Consider the following 19445-nt stretch of genomic DNA (forward strand, 5'->3'; position numbering starts at 1 on the left):
AATTACTTCGCAAGTATAATCTTCTTTGTCAGTATTGATTCACCCGCTTTGATCTGAAGCAAATATAACCCGCTCGGTAACTGACTTACATCCAATTGCGTACTCAACTTAGTTCCGCTTACTTTAAGGGTTTGCTGTTGGAGCGATTGACCCGTAAGGTTGTTGATGGTCAGGCCAATTTCTGCCAATGGTTTAGGCAGATCGGCTTCGATTCGTAACAGGCCGTTACTAACCGGGTTAGGATAAGTCGTAAATAAAGTAGAGGTTATCGGTTCGGTACCTAATAGGACGGGAGGTGGTGGAGCCTGAATTCGAAGGTTGTCAATGGCCCAGCCCCAGCCATACGACAATTGATCGGCAAAGAGTCGAAACCGAATCAGAATCTGATCACCCGTTTTAAAGGCACTTCCCGTTTTTAGAATCGGAAATTCTCTTCGTCGGAAGAAAGCAGGTAGGCCAGCAGTCGTTGAGTTCCATTCATTAAAGAAACCGGCCTTTAAATTGAGGTTATACGCAGTTGTCCACTCTTTCCTATCCGCCGAACTGTACGCATCGACCAATGGCTTCCAGGTTTGACCGTTATCAAGAGAGCCTTCTACGATAACATAGTCGTAAAAAGTTGGATCGCCAAGTTTACTTCCATCCCCACCCGGTTCTACCAAAACGATTTCATCGAATCGAATGTACGTGCTGTCAGGATTGGTTTTAATTCGAATTGGCGATAGTAAAATAGACTCGTAGTTTGTCTGATACTGAAAATCAGCACCATTTCCATACGGATGTTCAGAGTGAAGAGCCGGATCGGTAAAACCAGTAGGCGTGGCGATACTGAGTCCATTTCCTGCAAAATCGCTGGCGACTGTCGCATCGCTGAATGTTGTAATATACTGATCTCTGACTGGTTTTAGAGCAGTAACCGTTAGTTGATGAAATCCAGTAGCGGGGCTAACGGTCTGATTTTTAGCCCGCGATCCATCCTGAGCAATAATCCTATAGGTAATCTTATCACCAACTTTTAATGTATTCGCCGGGAAATTGATCCGGGCTACATAAATGCTATCGTATGTGGTATTGTTGACCGTCTGGCGACTGTATCGCATGGGTAGCGCAGGCTGGGCCACACCATTGATCTGGTAGTCGACATAAGCGTTGGAAATACTATTCCGGGCATCCGAAATACGAGCGTAGATCGGTAAGCTATCCGCAACGGTTGTTGAGAGAATGTTCGTTTTAGACGGTGCATACTGAATGATTGGTGGTACATTATCGGTACCTACATACACATGATTCCAGAGTTGGGCCCCCGTTGTTTTTTTTCCCGGATTGGTAAACGTACGACCCGACGCATCCTGTACCTGAAAGTAGTACCAGGTATCGCCCGATGCCTGAGCCGCCGGAATGGTAAACTGATATTCGTTGGTAGTACCAACCTGCGTCGGCGTAACGGATGTAAATAAGGTATCAGTAGCCGTAGGAGAAGTTCGGCGATAAAAGAATCGAATTGATCCTGGAATTATTGTCGTATCGCTACTAATCCGCGTGCTGAAAATCAAGTCTTTAACATCTTCCGTGTTTGTGATCGGATTATGTAAAACAGACGTTGTTTTCCATTCCATATCCGACAAAAATTGCAGTACGAGCGGCCCCGGTGAATGAATCGACTCTCCTAAAGCGAGTGTAGGGGTCATTAGTGAGTTCGGATTGCCAGGCGGATAAACGGTTTCATCGAGGTGATAAATACTGGCAGCCCGTGTGTATTCATAAGGCACCCAAACCTTGATCCGTTGATTGGTTTTCTGCTTTAAAACAGGACCATTCAGGTATAGATTATATTGGGCTAACTGAAATTTGAGTTCTTCTGAGTTATTCGGGAAATCTTTAGTGGATGTTACCAACCGTTTTCCCTGACCCGTTTCCAGAAAATGGTCGTAGATTGAGGGTAAGGACGCCATGTAAATGCCATTATCATCAAAAATTCCGAAGAACCCGATGAAACCTAATCCATGGCATAACTCATGCAGCACCGCAGTAACTAAATCTGTACTGCCTTTGGGCGTTTTGCCGTCTGTTCCATAATACCAGTCGTTATTCCGGTTAAAATCCGCAACGATATCGGCGGCATTTGGGTCATTTAATTCGCGCCGGGCGATTTTTTCTGCCAGTGCAATCGGGTAAAAAGCAGCCGCTTTCTGACTGCCATCAAAATTATACAAATACGATCCCGGCCCGGCCGAACCTAATAAATTAGGTTCATCAGAAATCCAGTTAGCTTGAATACGAATGGGTACCGACGAAACAATCAGCGTCGACCAGATATCGACCGCATATTGAAACGCCCGCCGTGCTTCGGGTGTAAAATTGGTATAGGTAACAATGAATTGGGCTGTTGGAGCAGCCTGTCGGCCATTTGCGTTAATTCGCTCCAGAAACGCATCCGGAGCCGCAACGCGCGTAGATACGTCGCGATTATCTTTATAATACTTGATTTTAGTACCAGCCAGCGAAAAGCTAACGGGAGCATTAGCCGACAAGGTAGATCCTGATGAAACAACTTTCTGAGCAAGTACCGGATTTGCCAAAAAACCAATCAGAATAAGCAACCCCAGCCACTTCCCGTAACTCATAGAAATTGTAATACAGTTCAATCTATACAAATCTCGCATCTAAACGGCCATTAACAAGACCATAAGCTAAAAATGATAATTGCTGTATAGACGATTTTAATAGGATAGGCTTACGTACGACTCTGAAGGAGTCGTACGTAAGCCTCAAATCCCTTACTTAGAATCAACTGTTCGTTTCAAAACGAGGGCTACAGAGTTCAGACAATAGCGCAATCCGGTCGGAGCAGGACCGTCGTTGAATACGTGACCGAGGTGCGCATCGCAGATATTGCACAGGACCTCAACCCGGTGCATACCGTAACTGTAATCTTTTTCGAGTCGGATTCGGTCTTCCTCAATCGGTTGGGTAAAACTAGGCCAGCCCGTACCAGATTCAAACTTATCGGTTGCCTCAAAAAGCTCCGTATCACAGCAGACGCACGCATAAATGCCCGGATCGTGTGCTTCGCAGTATTCGCCGGTAAACGCCCGTTCTGTACCTTTTTCACGTGTTACGTGGTATTGCTCTGGCGTTAAGATTTTTCGCCATTCTTCGTCAGATTTTATGACTTTCTGAATCATGGTTATTCGCGCTGATGATTAGCTATTTCCGTTTATACGTACAACACCCCGTCTTTGATTTGTGTTTCAAGCTGTAAATTTGCAAAGCAGTCGATAGTATCAATTCGTCTACTCTTGACTAACGACTGACGACTATCGACTACCAGCTAACGACTGATTACCTTGACGATCCGACAGATTTTACAGCACTTTTGGGGATATGACGCCTTCCGACCTATGCAGGAAGATATAGTCACGACTGTGCTGCAACGTCAGGATTCGCTTGTGTTGATGCCGACAGGTGGAGGAAAATCCATTTGTTTTCAGGTTCCGGCGCTGGCCATGAAAGGGGTTTGTATTGTGGTAACCCCTCTCATTGCGTTGATGAAAGATCAGGTCGAGCAGTTGCGCAAACGCGGAATTCCGGCAGCGGCTATTTACTCAGGAATGCACTATCGGGAAATCGATACTGCGCTGGACAACTGTATTTACGGGAATACCAAATTTCTGTACGTATCGCCCGAACGGCTGCGGACGGAAATTATGATCGAGCGGACGAAACAGATGACCGTTTGTTTGCTAGCCGTTGACGAAGCGCACTGTATTTCGGCCTGGGGATACGATTTTCGTCCACCGTATCTGCAAATCGCTGAATTTCGGGAGCTGATTCCTGATACTCCAATTATTGCACTGACGGCTTCGGCAACGCCCGATGTGCAGACGGATATTGTCGATAAGCTGGTTTTACGACAACCTCAAATTTTTCGGCAAACCTTTGCCCGGCCAAATCTATCGTATTCAGCCGTATTGGAAGAAGCCAAAGCAAATCGGTTATTACGGGTTCTGGAAAATGTGCCGGGGTGTGCGATTGTGTATGTCCGTAGTCGGAAACAAACGCAACAGGTAGCGCAATGGCTTGTTCGGAAAGGATTTTCCGCTGATTTCTACCACGCCGGGTTAACGACTCAGCAGCGAACCGAGAAACAGGATGCCTGGATTCAGAATCAGACGCGCATTATGGTGGCAACCAATGCGTTTGGGATGGGGATAGATAAGCCTGATGTGCGTGTAGTCGTGCATCTGGATGTGCCGGATTCGCTCGAAGCGTATTATCAGGAAGCGGGCCGAGCGGGTCGCGATGGTCAGAAAGCGTATGCGGTAATACTTTACACGCCTGCTGATCTCGTCAATTTGCAAGAGCGGGTTGAGCAGCTTTATCAACCGGTAGCAATGCTTCGGAGGGTGTATCAGGCATTGGCCAATTACACGGCAGTGCCAATTGGTGGAGGTGAGTTCATCAGTTATGATTTTGATTTCGGGGCATTTACGGCCACGTTTAGCCTACCTTCGTCAGAAACGCATTATGCACTGAAGCAACTGCAATTGGAAGGATTTATTCAGCTAAATGAAAATTATTATCATCCTTCCCGCTTGTCGTTAGTCCTCGATAATCGCCAACTCTATGAATTTCAGGTGATGAATCCCCGCTTTGATTCGTTTCTGAAGTTACTGTTGCGGATGTACGGTGGCGAATTATTTACCGACTTCGTGACCATTTCCGAATCGACCTTGGCGAGGACGTTTTTATTGAATCAGTCTGAAATAGAGCAGTTACTGAATCAGTTACATGAGCGAAACGTAGTTATCTACGAAAAGCAAAAAGATAAACCGCAACTCACCTTTCTAACGCCCCGTTTCGATGCGAACTCCTTGCCGATCAATACGCAGGAGTTGAACCGGCGTAAGGAATTGGCCTTGAGAAAAGTAAATGCGGCCACGCTCTATACCGAACACGTAACTCAATGCCGTACGCGTTTGCTGCAAGCTTATTTTGGTGAGAAACCGGGCGAGCGATGTGGCATTTGCGATAATTGCCTTAAAAAGAAAAAAGCCGCCGAAACAGCCTTGGTAGCCATGCGTAAACAAGTGCGTGACTATGTGGCACTCGCCAACGGCCCCGGTGTATCACCCAAACAACTCGCCTACCATTTTGCCGAGACAGATGCCGACGCACTCGCGCAAACCCTCAAACAAATGCTGGCCGAAGAAGAAATTCGCTATACAAAAAGTGGAAATCTGACGCTCAACTTGGAGTGATTAACCTTTCCAAATAGCTCAAAAAGGCTTGTATTTCGCCCCAAACGTGTTATTTGTCCCTAAATCATGCGGTTTGTCCCTTTCAGTTGGAGACACCTTTGATACCACTCTATGTTTGTGACATCGAACAAAACAAAATCAATAAGAGCTATGAAAACGATCATCACCGCTGTTCTTACCATTGTCCTGTTTATTGCCAATCTAGCCAAACCTTGTCTGGCGCAACAGTCAACGTCCGCGACGTCAGGTACGGCTAGTGGCACCTATTCATTAACCGTTGTCATGCACAATGTAAATAACCGAACGGGTAAACTGTATGTAGGCTTGGCCAACAATCAGGCGAGTTTTACGGGTGAGTCGATTCAACGAAAAGCAATCGATGTACCGCCTTCTGGCGAAATCACGACTGTTTTTGAAGGATTAGCGCCGGGTAAATATGCCGTTCGCGTTTTGCAGGATTTGAACGGAAATCAAAAGATGGATTTTTCCGGGCAAATGCCTGCCGAACCGTTTGGCCTTTCTAATGTAGCCATGCTCATGGGACCACCCGATTTCGACCAATCGGCCATTGAGCTGAATGAAAGCAAGAGTATTCGTATCCGAATGATGGAAATGTAGAATGGTATTTTGATTAGAAAAAATTAATTATCCTTGTTTGGAATAAAACAAACCATATATATTTGTGGCCTCAATGCGGGGTGTAGCGCAGCCTGGTAGCGTGCTACGTTCGGGACGTAGAGGTCGTGGGTTCGAATCCCGCCACCCCGACCAGAAAATTGAACTGGTAGCGGGTTACGTTTGGGAAGTAGAGGTCGTGGCCGGGTCGCCGTCGCGATTCGAATCCCGCCACCCCGACCAGAGCAAGTTTTAATACCAGATATAGCAAAAAAACATGAATAATACGGTTAACAACATGATTTGGTGGTGGCACTCTCCTACGTTGGGATGAGGGTTGCCGCTGTTGTTGTTCACCAACAAACTCTATAAAGGCTCACCGTCATCCCGGTGAGCCTTATTTTTTTACTCGATTTTCCAAAACCAACGCGTAACGACATATGACTATCGACCTACAAATTCCTACCTATCGCGTCGTAAGCCGACATAAGCGGATGCTGGCCGACATTATCACGCCCGTGAGTATCTATCTGCGTATCCGCGATCGCTTTCTGAATAGCATTTTGCTCGAAAGCTCAGATTATCACGGGAATGATAATAGCTTCTCGTACATCGCCTTCGATCCAGTTGCCCGATTTTCGTATCAGGATGCTAAACTGACGACCCAATTGCCAGGCGAAGAAGAGCAAACGCGCGAACTTCCGGTTCAGGAAATGCGGGAAGCGCTGCAACAGTTTAAAGACTCTTTCAAGCATGAGAAGCCCAAGTTTTCATTCATCACCAATGGCTTGTTTGGTTATTTTGCTTACCCGGCCGTACAAGGTTTCGAAGACATTACACTTCAAGCGACCGTACCAACCGAAAATCAGATTCCAGCGGCCGTTTTTACGGTATATCGATACGTGTTGGCAATTAATCACTTTAAAGATGAGCTGTATTTGTTCGAACATAGCTACCTCCGCGATGGCGATACCGAACAAGAAAGTACGCTTGATTACATCGGTGATTTAATCACTAGTCGCAACTATCCTACGTATTCGTTTAGCCCGGCTGGTCCCGAAGTATCGAATTTTACGGACGATGAGTTTCGGGAGGTAATTCAGAAAGGGAAAGACCATTGCCATCGGGGCGATGTATTTCAGATTGTAGTATCGCGCCGGTTTTCTACGCCTTTTATCGGTGACGAGTTCAATGTATATCGTGCGCTCCGATCATTGAATCCCTCCCCCTACTTATTCTACTTCGACTACGGCAATTACAAACTATTCGGTTCTTCGCCTGAATCTCAGATTGTTATTAAAAATCGTCAGGCTACAATCTATCCAATTGCGGGTACGTTCCGGCGTACAGGTGATGACGCTCACGATGCTGAACTCGCTCAGAAACTGCATGATGATCCGAAAGAATCGGCAGAACACGTCATGCTCGTCGATTTAGCCCGGAATGACCTTAGCCGAAATTGTGATGTTGTAAACGTAGAGACATTTAAAGAAGTACAGTACTATTCTCACGTGATTCACTTGGTCTCGAAAGTTGTAGGTGATTTGACCCCTGACGCTGATCCTCTACAAATTGTGGGGGAAACCTTTCCTGCCGGTACGCTTTCAGGCGCCCCCAAGCATATGGCTATGCGTCTGATTGATCGATACGAAAATATAAGCCGCAGTTTTTATGCTGGCAGTATCGGGTATATGGGTTTCGATGGCGAGTTCAACCATGCGATCATGATTCGGACGTTCATGAGTAAGGATAACACGCTCTATTACCAGGCCGGAGCGGGCGTTGTAGCGAAATCAGTCGTTGAAAGCGAATTACAGGAAGTACATAATAAACTGGCTGCCCTACGCACGGCCCTTGACCAAGCGAAATCTATTTGAATGATGAGTTATAAGTGATGAACTTTTGCCGCAAAACTCAATTACTCATCACTTATAACTCATCATTCATCACTCACAATAACTCATCACTAAAAATGCGACTTCTAGTCTTAGATAATTACGATTCATTCACCTATAATCTCGTTTATATTCTGCGGGAGTTAGGGCTGAAACCCGATGTCATTCGGAATGATAAAATAGCACTTGAGGCTGTCAGTCAGTACGATAAAATCATGCTTTCGCCGGGGCCGGGTATTCCATCGGAAGCGGGTATTATGCAGGATCTGGTGCGCGAATATGGTCCTTCGAAAAGTATTCTGGGCATTTGCCTGGGCCATCAGGGAATTGGCGAAGTGTACGGTGCTCAACTGGAGAATCTGGGCGATGTATTACATGGCGTGGCACATAAAGCCCAGATTACAGATCGCTCCGAATCCCTTTTTACGGATATTCCTGATGAACTAACCGTAGGTCGCTACCATTCCTGGACCGTTGTTCCGGATTCAATGCCCGATGACTTACGTATTACGGCGGTTGACGAATTAGGCCGCGTAATGGGTTTATCGCACACGCGCTACGACGTGAAAGGGTTACAATTCCACCCTGAATCGGTGTTGACAGAGAATGGCGTGAAGATGATCCAAAACTGGTTGAATCAATGAAACTGACCGAAGTTGTTCCCTGGGGTCGAACATTAAGTGAATATCAACGAATGTTTAACCTCACGGATGCCGATCTGGCAAAACGTATTTTGGGGGTAGGGGATGGACCTGCCAGTGTCAACGCTGAAATGACCGCGGCTGGCCGATCAGTCATATCTGTTGATCCAATTTATGCTTTCTCGGCTACAGATATAAAACGCCGTATTGATGATACGTATAAGACAGTAACTGAACAGCTAGCTACTAATAGTGAGCAATATAACTGGACGACTTTTCAGGATGTTGAATCAGTTGCCCGTGAACGTATGGCCGCAATGACGCAGTTTTTGGGCGATTACGAACAAGGTTTATGTCAACACCGATACCTACCGGTTTCGTTGCCTACGCTCCCTTTTTCTGATGGCTCTTTCGACCTGGCGTTGTGTTCTCATCTGCTCTTTTTGTACTCAGAACAGTTAACGGAAGCGTTCCATCTGGCCTCTATTCGTGAACTAACTCGTGTAGCAAACGACGTTCGTATTTTTCCGATTATTTCATTGAATGGACAAACATCACCGTATTTGCATAGCGTTTTAACTGATTGTCAGGTAAATGGGATTCAGGCCGATATACTGACTGCCAATTATCATTTTCAAAAAGGAGCGTATCAAATGGTTCGCTTAATCCGAAAAAGTGTCTAGTTTATTTATGCCGTACTGTATATATGAAAGCTGTTCTAAATCAACTTTTTGAGTATAAATCACTGACCAAAGACCAGGCTCGCGATGTTTTGTTGGGAATTGGTCGGGGTGAGTATAATCCGGCTCAGATTGCGTCGTTTCTGACCGTTTATATGATGCGGAGCCTTCGCCTGGAAGAACTGGAAGGGTTTCGCGACGCTATGCTCGAACTCTGTTTGCCCGTAGATCTAGCTGCCTACGATCCAATGGATTTATGCGGTACCGGGGGCGATGGGAAAGATACGTTTAACATCTCGACCCTATCGTCATTCGTGGTGGCTGGCGCTGGGCAGCGCGTCGCTAAGCATGGTAATCATGGTGTATCCTCGCTGGTGGGTTCGTCAACGGTGATGGAGCGATTGGGGCATAAGTTTACAAATGACGAAGGCGAATTGCAGCGTCGAATGGAAACCGCCGGTATTTGCTTCCTGCATGCGCCACTTTTTCACCCGGCGATGAAGAACGTAGCCCCCATTCGAAAGGACCTTGGTGTGAAAACATTCTTCAATGTTTTAGGTCCGATGATTAACCCCGCAAAGCCTCAAAAACAGCTCGTTGGCGTGTTTAGCCTTGAATTGGCGCGATTATATGCGTACCTTTATCAGCAAACTGATAAACAGTTTATGATTCTGCACGCACTGGATGGCTACGATGAGATTTCGTTAACGGGGCCTTTCAAAGTCATCAGTAATCAGACGGAGCAGGTTGTAAAACCCGAGCAATTAGGTTTGGATACGTTAACGGCTGAATCGCTGGCAGGTGGACAAACATTAGACGAATCAGCGCAGATATTTTTGAATGTACTGTCTAATGAAGCCACTCCCGCCCAAAAACAAGCCGTTTTAGCAAATGCCGCGATGGCATTACTCGCTGCCGGGAAGGCCGTTACTCAGGAGGAAGCTGTAGCAATAGCTCGCGAATCGTTGGAAAGTGGGCGCGCGATGGAGAGTTTTAAAAAATTGATAAACAATTAGATGTGAGAAGTAAGGCGTAAGAATAAAGGCCGGGATTTATAAATAACCATCTTTCTTCTTTCGTCGAATTTCCTCTCTTCTTCATAAGTATGACAATTCTTGACCAGATTCTTGCCCAGAAAAAACTCGAAGTAGAGCAGCGAAAAGCCGAAACTCCGATAGCGACCCTGGAACAAATGCCCGATTTTAAACGGTATTGTTTATCCGCCAAAGATGCCGTTCAGGACTTTCGCTCGACGGGAATTATTGCCGAGTTCAAGCGCAAATCGCCTTCCAAAGGAATTATCAACGATCGGGCCGATGTCGCCGAAACCACAAAAGGTTACGTAAAAGCAGGAGCCGCCGTTCTATCCGTACTGACCGATGAGCCTTTTTTTGGCGGAACGCCCGCAGATTTACAGGCTGCTCGGTTGGCGAATCCATCAACGCCCATTTTGCGGAAAGATTTCGTGATTGATCGCTATCAGCTTCTCGAGGCTAAAGCATGGGGTGCCGATGTTGTCCTACTCATTGCGGCCTGTCTGACACCGGAAGAAGTGAAAGAACTAAGTATGCAGGCGCATGACCTGAGCTTACAGGTTTTACTCGAAGTTCATGATAAAGAGGAACTGGATCGGAGTTTAAACGTAGATGTTGATTTGGTGGGCGTAAATAACCGTAACCTGAAAACATTTACAACGTCTATAGATACGTCGCTGGAACTGGTCGAATACATTCCGGATACATTTGCCAAAATCACTGAAAGCGGCTTGCATGATGCCGAAACCATGTTGACTTTATTCCGGGCTGGTTTTGACGGCTTTCTGATTGGCGAAGCGTTCATGAAAACAGCCGATCCAGCTGCAGCTTTACAGACTATAGTAACTGATTTTAGTTCTCGCATGCTCTCATCTACAAACTTGTACAACTCATGAAAATCAAAGTGTGCGGTCTACGTGACGCTGACAACCTGAAAGAAATTGCCGCTTTAAATCCTGATTTCATAGGTTTTATCTTCTACGATCAATCTCCGCGTTTTGTGGGCGAAGAGTTGGACGAAGAAGTTGTCAAAGCCTTACCTCGTTCGATTCGGAAAGTTGGCGTATTTGTCAATGCCAGCCCCGATTATATTCTGCGCAACGTGAAGAAATACGATTTTCAGTACGTACAGTTACACGGAACCGAAACACCTGAATATTGCCGGAGTCTGCGAAACCGGGGTATCAACATTATCAAAGCGTTCCGTGTCGATGAGTCGTTTAATTTTTCGATGCTAAACAACTACAAAGCCCAGTGCGATTTTTTCCTGTTCGATGCAAAAGGCGATCAACCCGGCGGTAACGGCATTACATTCGACTGGAGTATTCTACAACGCTACGATAACGAAAAACCGTTTTTCATCAGCGGAGGCATCGGCCTAGACAATCTTGATCAGCTAGATCAATTGAAAGGGATGAAACTATACGGTGTCGACGTAAACAGCCAGGTTGAAATTTCCCCCGGCGTAAAAGACGTCGCCAAAGTGAAAGAACTGATTGATCGCGTACGACCGGTAGAGGAAACGGTATAAGGTCAGTAGAAAATCTTTCCGGGGTATATACTATTTAACCATTAAACAACAACGCTAATGGAAACGACAAAGCAGATCAATGATGAAATTCCTCCTCTAAGAAGAGGACGAAGCTATAAGCCTGAAGACATAAAACGGTGGGGAGTAGAGCACTTCTTTGATGCTGTTACTCCTAAGAATCCGTTTACACGTCAGTTTCCTGATTTTACATAAGAAGAGAACCGACGAATGGATGAATTATTGGCTGAAGGTGACCGTGGTGAATGATTTACGACACAGACTTATTGATTCAATATATTCGGCATAAAACGTTGCCGCCCTCCAGAGTAATATTGCCGGTTGTAGTAATAGGTGAACTAGTGGGTGTTCAAAAGGTAGATTTTATGCGCGACATGATTGAGCACTACCCACCTGTTGATATTACAAGTAAGCTAATAAGGTATTACGCTGAAATAGATTCGTTTAGCCAAGGAAAATTAGTTGGCTATGCTCTCGGCACTTCCGCCCGAAATATGGGTAAAAATGACATCTGGATTGCGGCTACAGCCTTATATCTAGACATGGAACTTCACACCAGCGACAACGATTTCGACCACCTAACAACTTTAGGATTACAATTGGTTAAGCACTAATTCTATGCAAACCACTCTCGAACCCCAAACCTCTTTTGAGGTATCTGATAAAGGCTTTTATGGCCATTTTGGCGGAGCGTTCATTCCCGAAATGCTTTATCCAAACGTCGAAGAATTACGTCAGAATTATCTGAACATTATCGCCGATCCAACGTTTCAGGCAGAATTCTGGCAATTACTTGAAGATTATGTCGGGCGGCCAACCCCGTTGTTTCTTGCAAAACGCCTGTCGGAACAAGTTGGCGCGACGGTTTACCTTAAACGTGAAGATCTTTGCCATACTGGTGCACACAAGGTAAATAATACCATTGGTCAGATTCTGGTAGCGCAACGACTCGGCAAAAAGCGAATTGTAGCTGAAACGGGAGCTGGTCAGCATGGCGTGGCTACGGCAACCGTTTGCGCTCTGATGGGACTTGAATGTGTTGTCTACATGGGTAGCATTGATATGGAGCGCCAGAAACCGAACGTTGATCGGATGCGAATGCTGGGTGCTACGGTTGTTCCGGCAACGTCGGGTAGTCAAACGCTGAAAGATGCAACGAACGAAGCGATGCGGCATTGGATTAATAATCCAGTCGATACGCATTACATCATCGGTTCTGTGGTTGGCCCGCATCCCTATCCAGATATGGTCGCTCGGTTTCAATCCGTGATTTCGCAGGAAATTAAGAAGCAGTTAGCTGCCAAAACGGGTCGAGAAAATCCTGATTACGTGGTGGCTTGCGTAGGTGGAGGTAGTAATGCGGCTGGCGCGTTTTTCCATTACCTGAACGAGCCATCGGTTCGACTTGTGGCTGCTGAAGCGGCTGGGCAAGGTGTAAATTCAGGGCATTCGGCGGCAACAACGGCGCTTGGTAAACCAGGCGTATTGCACGGTAGTCGTACAATTCTGATGCAAACGGAAGATGGACAGGTTGTAGAACCGTATTCAATTTCAGCAGGTTTAGATTATCCGGGCATTGGCCCACTTCATGCGCATCTGTTCGACTCAAAGCGCGGTGATTTCTATGCTATTACAGACGACGAAGCGTTACAAGCTGGTTTTCAATTGAGTAAATTGGAAGGGATTATTCCGGCGCTAGAATCGGCTCATGCTTTGGCTGCTTTACAGAAAATGGAGCTTAAGCCAAGTGATGTCATCGTCGTTTGCCTGTCTGGAAGAGGAGATAAAGACTTAAGTACGTATTCAAAACATTTGTAAGCTCCCCACCACATCATGACTCAGGAACTGACTCAAAATCGCATCACCGATCTATTTACCCGTAAAAGTAATCGGTTGCTCAACGTATATTTTACCGCCGGATTTCCAAATCTTGACGATACAATGCCTATCCTACACGGGTTACAGGCGGCTGGTGTGGATATTGTTGAAATCGGCATGCCTTATTCTGATCCCGTTGCCGACGGCGAAACCATTCAGCAGAGTAATGAGAAAGCGCTGGATAACGGCATGTCGCTCAAAAAACTATTTGAGCAATTAGCTGATTGCCGGAAAGAAATAACCGTTCCTATTCTTCTGATGGGGTATATTAACCCGGTATTGCAATTTGGCCTGGAAAAATTCTGCCAGACTTGCCGGGAAGTGGGCGTTGATGGGATTATTGTCCCTGATCTGCCGCTGGATTTGTATCTGGACGACTACGCCGATACGTTCCATGAGTATGGTCTGTTGAATGTCAATTTGATCACTCCGCAAACGTCTGATAGCCGAATTCGTCATATTGATCAAGAATCTGACGGGTTTATTTATATGGTTTCGTCGGCTAGCATTACCGGTTCCACGAAAGGCATTAGCGATTCCATGCGCGGTTATTTTGAGCGAATTCAGGCGATGAATCTGCGAAATCCACGGTTAATTGGCTTTGGCATCAATAATCACGAAACGTTTGATACGGCTAGTCAGTATGCCAACGGGGCTATCGTCGGGAGTGCATTCATTCGTCATGTAGAAGAAAAAGGTACATCTGCGGATAGCATCCGCGAGTTTGTGCAGACCATTCGGGCGTAGGGCTTACCTTTGCGACATGAATTCCGAAATTAATTTCGATAAATCACCTGATGGGCTTATCCCAGCGGTGATTCAGGATGCCGAAACGGGCAAAGTCCTGATGGTGGGTTACATGAATCGTGAAGCGTACGATAAAACGGTTGCCGAAAAAATTGTAACCTTTTTCAGCCGTAGCAAACAGCGATTGTGGACAAAAGGCGAAACGTCAAATAACTTTTTGCACGTTCGAGAAACGCTGATCGATTGCGATGGCGATACACTACTGATTAAAGCAAGCCCTGCTGGTCCAGTTTGTCATACGGGAGCTGATACGTGTTTTGACGAAGTCAATCACGGGAAAGGGCAGTTTTTGAATTACCTACAAGCGGTAATTCACGACCGAAAAGTTAATCCAACCGAAAAGTCGTATACAACAACGCTCTTTAATCGAGGAGTAAATAAAATTGCTCAGAAGGTCGGTGAAGAAGCCATTGAATTAGTGATCGAGGCTAAAGATGATAATGATGATCTGTTCAAGGGCGAAGCGGCCGATCTGCTATTCCATTTTTTAGTACTGCTGGAACAGAAAAATATGAGTCTCGATGATATAATAGCCGTTTTACAATCCCGACATCAAAAACAATAGTTTCTGATTTGCAGTTTGTTGATCGATAGTAGCCGATATTTATTCGCTATTTGAGTCTTTTCTCACCAAACACAAACAAATTCATGGGATTGATAATTCGCATTCTGATTAGTGCCGTTGCCGTTTGGGTAGCTGCTTATTTTATTCCGGGTGTTTCGGTAACGGGTGGCGCTGGAACCTACTTAATGGTGGCTATTGTCTTAGGCTTTCTAAACGCCTTCATTAAGCCGATCCTAACCGTACTGACCATTCCGATTACTATTGTTACCCTCGGGCTATTTTTGCTGGTACTGAACGTAATGATGGTTTATTTAACGTCATACTTAATACCAAATTTTCATGTTACGGGATTCATAGCTGCTTTACTTTTCAGTATTGTGGTCTCTATTGTAACAGCATTAATTGATGCTATTGTTTAGGAAAAGTAACAAAGGAGAAAATACTGTGATGATTAATGGGCTAAAATAATACTTCTGAAGTATTATTTTAGCCCATCGTTTTTATAGCAAACTGATTTTGCTCAACTTATCAGTATGAATAGTTAATTTGTTGCTTCCCCTATACAGCGTACTCAATACCCGACTAAGTCCATGAACTTTTAGGTAATTTGCTTATATTCGGCATTAAACTTGCGTAGGCAGAAGATTAAAATAATGCATAAGTATATATTGCAGTCTTTTCAAGTTTATTAGTCGTAAGTTTTTGCTAATAAGGAGTTGATAGTCTGTCGATTTACTAAATTCACAGGCGAAAGCCTATTACGTTTGTTCACCCACTAACTACCGTAACGATGATTTCTAAGAAAGCTAAGTATGCCATCAAAGCTCTCAAGGTTTTGACTGAAGAATACGGCAAAGGGCCCGTATTAATTTCCTATATCTCTGCAAAAGAAAATATACCAAAGAAGTTTTTAGAGGCTATTCTGCTGGAACTTCGTAATCATGGTATTCTTCAAAGTCAGAAGGGGAAAGGCGGAGGTTATTTGCTACGGGTCGATCCGGGACGAGTTAATCTGGCGCAGGTATTGCGGGTTATTGATGGTCCAATTGCGCCAACCCCCTGCGTATCGTTTAACTTCTATGTAAAGTGCGATGACTGCGACGACGAGGTTACCTGTGCCTTGCGGCCTATTATGGAACAGGTTCGGGATGCAAACCTCAGCGTCTATGAAAACACGACGCTCATAACCTTTCAGCCATCAGTTAGTGTCGAGACTAAACAAATTCCAGTTGTTGCCTAATAGTCGCTGAGTTAAAAGTCAAAGGGTTATAGAGTTGTAAAGTTTGGATACATCCGAAAAACTTTACAACTCTATAACCCTTTGACTTTTAGGGTATTAGCTTACTCTTCAGCCGGTTGATGCTCTTTCCGAAGCAGATCATTCACCGTTTTTACTGGATTGAATGTGATGAGCGGTACCTCAACAAAAATCGTATTCCAGTCGGCCATAGCACCGTTCCATAGGCCCGGTAATTCCTGAGCTTTAAGGTCTTTTCCATCTTTCGATTTGGCCGTGATAAATCCTGTTAACGGATCTCGATAAGCAGGTAGATCAAATTTCCGGCCATGATGATCGTTTAAACCACAAACTAGATCAACGGGATTGAAGTGAGTAGCTTCATCGAAAATGGCTTTCTGCGATGGATTGTCTAAGTCGATTTGGGCGGATTCTACGACTTGTAGTGATACAGAACCGTCCTGATTTCTGGCCCAAAATGGTCCACCACCGGGTTCTCCTACGTTTTTAACCATCCCACACACGCGAACCGGACGATTCAGTTTTCGACGGAAGTAATCTAGTTTTTCCTCTTTATCTAGTTTTTCGAATCCTTCGGGGGGTAACGTATAGAGAGTCCGTCGGAAGAGTTCATCGGCTTCGGCCAGGTAGCCATCACTAACTTCTTTGCCTTCTAATAAGCCCTGTAGTCGAGCGATTTGTTGTTGTGCATCGAGCAGAACGGCGGCAAGAACTTTCTTATAGGTTATAGTGGGTTCTTTAATTTCGTCAGGCACAACGTTATCGATGTTTTTGATAAACACGATATCGGCATGAATGTCATTCAGGTTTTCGATCAGGGCACCGTGGCCTGCCGGACGAAACAATAGCGATCCATCCCCATTTCGGAATGGGGAATTATCTATGTTGACTGAAATTGTATCAGTCGATTTTTTCTGTTCAGAGAACGTAATATCGAATGTTACGCCAAGCCAGGCTTCGTAATCTGCTTTTTGCTCGTTGATCAACTGCTCAAAGCGGGTGCGGTGTTCGGGCGATACCGTGAAATGAAGTTTCACTAAACCATCTGAATTCGCATAAGCTGCTCCTTCTACCAAATGCTCTTCGACAGGAGTACGGGGGCCATCCAGGTATTGGTGAAATTTTAATAATCCTTTTGGCAGACTACCGTAATCAAGCCCTTTGTTGGTTAATAGATAGGTTAATACTGTTTTTCGATCATTATCGGCGACAGCTTTATCTAGATCGAGCCCGTCGGCAGCCATGATAGCTTTCAAATCTTCATAAAACGCAAAATCGGTTATACGAGCAAATACCTCATCGACTGATTTATCCATCTTACCATCCAATGCGGCAAACAAGGACTTGAACATCCGGGTAGCTGCTCCCGATGCCGGAACAAATTTGACCAGATCGCGTTCGTGAGCCGCTTCATCAAAGCGGTGAATATAGGCGGATATCTGGTCTTCGGGTACGCGAACAATCCCATCGCCAATTGTAGCGGCTTTGATGACGTTCAGGTATGGGAAACCATCTACGAAATGTTTTATCTGCTGGTCAATCTGGTCGAGGGAGACGCCCTGTATCAGAATCTGATCCTGATCTTGCTCAGTGAACTGCATATGGATAAGAAAAAAATTGCGTTAGAACGGGCGGCAAATTGCGGATTTCGACAATACGACGCAAATCAAATTATTACAAAATCAAATGTGTAAATGCCAATTTTGGCTTTATCTGATTGCTCATCCATCGCTTACCTTTGTCATTGCTTACTGGATGAATTACGATTATGAAACTAATTGCGTTTGATGCTGACGATACGCTATGGGTAAACGAACCAAACTACGTAGATGTTAAGCAGAAATTGTGCGAACTCCTATCGCATCATATCGACCAGTATACACTGGAAGACAAGTTTTACAACGCTCAGATTCGAAATCTGCATCTGTTTGGGTACGGCGCCAAAAGTTTTATTCTCTCCATGATCGAAACGGCCATCGAATTAACCGACGGGGCTATTACAGGTCGTGAAATTCAACAGATTATTGATGTAAGCCGACGTTTACTGGATTTTCCTATCGACGTGCTGGATGGTATTCCTGAAGTATTGGAAGTGCTTGCCAAACGGCACGATCTGATGGTACTTACTAAAGGTGACTTGTTCGATCAGGAAAGTAAAATAGCCCGTTCTGGTTTAGGGCATTATTTTAAGCATGTCGAGATTGTTAGTGAAAAAAACGAGCAAGCATATCAACGAGTTTTGCAGCGATACAATGTGCAGCCTGCCGATTTCATCATGATTGGCAACTCGCTGAAATCAGATATCCTACCCGTAGTGCACATCGGCGGGCGAGCGATCCATATTCCCTATTCAATAACATGGGCACATGAACGGGTAGACGATGCGCAATTGGTTGGAAAGAACTTTGTAACGCTCGAGAGCGCTCGAGAGCTACTGGCGTTGCTTTAAAGAATAGCGTTTATCATAGACAATTAGCTTCCAGAAATACAGCAACGCCATCCTCGTCATTTGACAGGGTTGTGTATTGGGCAACGTCCTGCACAGCCTGAGTAGCATTTGCCATCGCTACGCCCATACCACACGACGTAAGCATGGCCAGATCATTATGATCATCGCCAAAAGCGACGGTATTGTGTATAGCTACGCTTTCTAGTTCGGCAATGTGTTGAAGCGCTGCCCATTTGCTGACACCCAGCGCCATAATCTGCACGATTGAGCCATTATCCGTATGCGTTATCGCGCAAACGTCCTGAAAGAGTTCCAGCGAAAAAGCATCTGACGGATTGCTCAAGCCTTCGTGGATAATTTTGGTTATACCGTCCTGAAAAATACTGTGCTGCCTGTCGCGAAAAGAAGCTAATTGGTGAGGAGTTTCGCCAAAGAGATGCGCAGGAGATCGGTTGACATGAAACGTATCGCGCGATTCGATACCAATAAATACATCAGGGTGATGTTGACTCAGTTCATGAATGAGCCGATAAGCTAAATCGGACGGGATGTGTTGTTCGAAAATTTTATCGCCGTCTTTGTAAACTTCAGCCCCGTTGTAGCAAACAACATAGTGACGTAGTAATGATTCTGGCAATAATCGGGCGACGTCTCTGGGTGGACGAGCGGTGGCTATACAGATTAAATGGTCTTGATTGGCTAATTGATTAATAAGCTTAATTGATTTGTCAGAAATAGATTTATCGCGTCTGAGTAGCGTTCCATCCAGATCAAAAGCAAATAGTTTTTTAGCATCCATCACTATGACATAAA

The 19445-nt window shown here is 45.2% G+C and carries 20 protein-coding genes and 1 tRNA gene; 17 read left to right on the forward strand and 4 right to left on the reverse strand.

Going from position 1 to position 19445, the window contains the following annotated elements; all coding sequences use genetic code 11:
• Positions 1-2: 2 nt before the first annotated feature.
• Positions 3-2624 carry a T9SS type A sorting domain-containing protein gene (locus ACYVE4_RS06245; RefSeq protein ID WP_460996121.1) on the reverse strand — a complete coding sequence of 874 codons (2622 nt, stop codon included), beginning with the start codon at positions 2622-2624 and terminating at the stop codon, positions 3-5.
• A gap of 153 nt (positions 2625-2777) precedes the next feature.
• On the reverse strand, positions 2778-3185 hold the full coding sequence (gene msrB / locus ACYVE4_RS06250) for a peptide-methionine (R)-S-oxide reductase MsrB (RefSeq protein WP_460996122.1): 408 nt from the start codon (positions 3183-3185) through the stop codon (positions 2778-2780).
• Positions 3186-3347: 162 nt separating this feature from the next.
• Here msrB and ACYVE4_RS06255 point away from each other — a divergent pair, with 162 nt between their 5' ends.
• From ACYVE4_RS06255 to ACYVE4_RS06330, 16 genes are all read left to right on the forward strand, one after another.
• Positions 3348-5261, forward strand: a complete 1914-nt coding sequence (locus tag ACYVE4_RS06255) for a RecQ family ATP-dependent DNA helicase (RefSeq protein ID WP_460996123.1) — start codon at positions 3348-3350, stop codon at positions 5259-5261.
• A gap of 150 nt (positions 5262-5411) precedes the next feature.
• On the forward strand, positions 5412-5879 hold the full coding sequence (locus ACYVE4_RS06260; RefSeq protein WP_460996124.1) for a DUF2141 domain-containing protein: 468 nt from the start codon (positions 5412-5414) through the stop codon (positions 5877-5879).
• A gap of 76 nt (positions 5880-5955) precedes the next feature.
• Positions 5956-6032, forward strand: a tRNA-Pro gene (locus tag ACYVE4_RS06265).
• Between the two features lie 284 nt (positions 6033-6316).
• Entirely contained in the window at positions 6317-7753 is a 1437-nt protein-coding gene (locus ACYVE4_RS06270; protein ID WP_460996125.1) for an anthranilate synthase component I family protein, read from the forward strand.
• A gap of 95 nt (positions 7754-7848) precedes the next feature.
• Positions 7849-8415: an anthranilate synthase component II gene (locus ACYVE4_RS06275; RefSeq protein WP_460996126.1), complete on the forward strand. Its 567-nt coding sequence runs from the start codon at positions 7849-7851 to the stop codon at positions 8413-8415.
• Entirely contained in the window at positions 8412-9095 is a 684-nt protein-coding gene (locus ACYVE4_RS06280; protein ID WP_460996127.1) for an SAM-dependent methyltransferase, read from the forward strand. Before ACYVE4_RS06275 ends, ACYVE4_RS06280 begins: the two co-directional genes overlap by 4 nt.
• A gap of 23 nt (positions 9096-9118) precedes the next feature.
• Positions 9119-10108: an anthranilate phosphoribosyltransferase gene (trpD, locus tag ACYVE4_RS06285; RefSeq protein WP_460996128.1), complete on the forward strand. Its 990-nt coding sequence runs from the start codon at positions 9119-9121 to the stop codon at positions 10106-10108.
• Between the two features lie 89 nt (positions 10109-10197).
• Positions 10198-11022, forward strand: coding sequence for an indole-3-glycerol phosphate synthase TrpC (trpC, locus tag ACYVE4_RS06290; protein WP_460996129.1), 825 nt, complete (start codon positions 10198-10200; stop codon positions 11020-11022).
• The gene (locus tag ACYVE4_RS06295) at positions 11019-11657 is read left to right on the forward strand and encodes a phosphoribosylanthranilate isomerase (protein ID WP_460996130.1); all 639 of its coding nucleotides are present in this window, start codon (positions 11019-11021) and stop codon (positions 11655-11657) included. Before trpC ends, ACYVE4_RS06295 begins: the two co-directional genes overlap by 4 nt.
• A 57-nt stretch (positions 11658-11714) precedes the next feature.
• On the forward strand, positions 11715-11870 hold the full coding sequence (locus ACYVE4_RS06300; protein ID WP_460996131.1) for a hypothetical protein: 156 nt from the start codon (positions 11715-11717) through the stop codon (positions 11868-11870).
• Between the two features lie 170 nt (positions 11871-12040).
• Positions 12041-12289: a PIN domain-containing protein gene (locus ACYVE4_RS06305; RefSeq protein ID WP_460996132.1), complete on the forward strand. Its 249-nt coding sequence runs from the start codon at positions 12041-12043 to the stop codon at positions 12287-12289.
• A gap of 4 nt (positions 12290-12293) precedes the next feature.
• Positions 12294-13493, forward strand: a complete 1200-nt coding sequence (gene trpB, locus ACYVE4_RS06310; protein ID WP_460996133.1) for a tryptophan synthase subunit beta — start codon at positions 12294-12296, stop codon at positions 13491-13493.
• 15 nt (positions 13494-13508) lie between these two features.
• On the forward strand, positions 13509-14300 hold the full coding sequence (gene trpA / locus ACYVE4_RS06315; protein ID WP_460996134.1) for a tryptophan synthase subunit alpha: 792 nt from the start codon (positions 13509-13511) through the stop codon (positions 14298-14300).
• Positions 14301-14316: 16 nt separating this feature from the next.
• On the forward strand, positions 14317-14925 hold the full coding sequence (hisIE, locus tag ACYVE4_RS06320) for a bifunctional phosphoribosyl-AMP cyclohydrolase/phosphoribosyl-ATP diphosphatase HisIE (RefSeq protein ID WP_460996135.1): 609 nt from the start codon (positions 14317-14319) through the stop codon (positions 14923-14925).
• Positions 14926-15008: 83 nt separating this feature from the next.
• Positions 15009-15344, forward strand: coding sequence for a phage holin family protein (locus ACYVE4_RS06325; protein ID WP_460996136.1), 336 nt, complete (start codon positions 15009-15011; stop codon positions 15342-15344).
• Between the two features lie 371 nt (positions 15345-15715).
• Positions 15716-16165: an RrF2 family transcriptional regulator gene (locus ACYVE4_RS06330; protein WP_460996137.1), complete on the forward strand. Its 450-nt coding sequence runs from the start codon at positions 15716-15718 to the stop codon at positions 16163-16165.
• Between the two features lie 101 nt (positions 16166-16266).
• Here ACYVE4_RS06330 and ACYVE4_RS06335 read toward each other — a convergent pair whose 3' ends face one another.
• The gene (locus ACYVE4_RS06335) at positions 16267-17784 is read right to left on the reverse strand and encodes a DUF4301 family protein (protein ID WP_460996138.1); all 1518 of its coding nucleotides are present in this window, start codon (positions 17782-17784) and stop codon (positions 16267-16269) included.
• A gap of 167 nt (positions 17785-17951) precedes the next feature.
• On the opposite strand from ACYVE4_RS06335, the gene ACYVE4_RS06340 reads away from it, so the two are divergent.
• The gene (locus ACYVE4_RS06340; protein WP_460996139.1) at positions 17952-18632 is read left to right on the forward strand and encodes an HAD family hydrolase; all 681 of its coding nucleotides are present in this window, start codon (positions 17952-17954) and stop codon (positions 18630-18632) included.
• 13 nt (positions 18633-18645) lie between these two features.
• On the opposite strand, the gene ACYVE4_RS06345 is transcribed toward ACYVE4_RS06340, so the two are convergent.
• Entirely contained in the window at positions 18646-19431 is a 786-nt protein-coding gene (locus tag ACYVE4_RS06345) for an HAD family hydrolase (protein ID WP_460996140.1), read from the reverse strand.
• Positions 19432-19445 lie beyond the last annotated feature (14 nt).

Source organism: Spirosoma harenae, assembly GCF_054776975.1.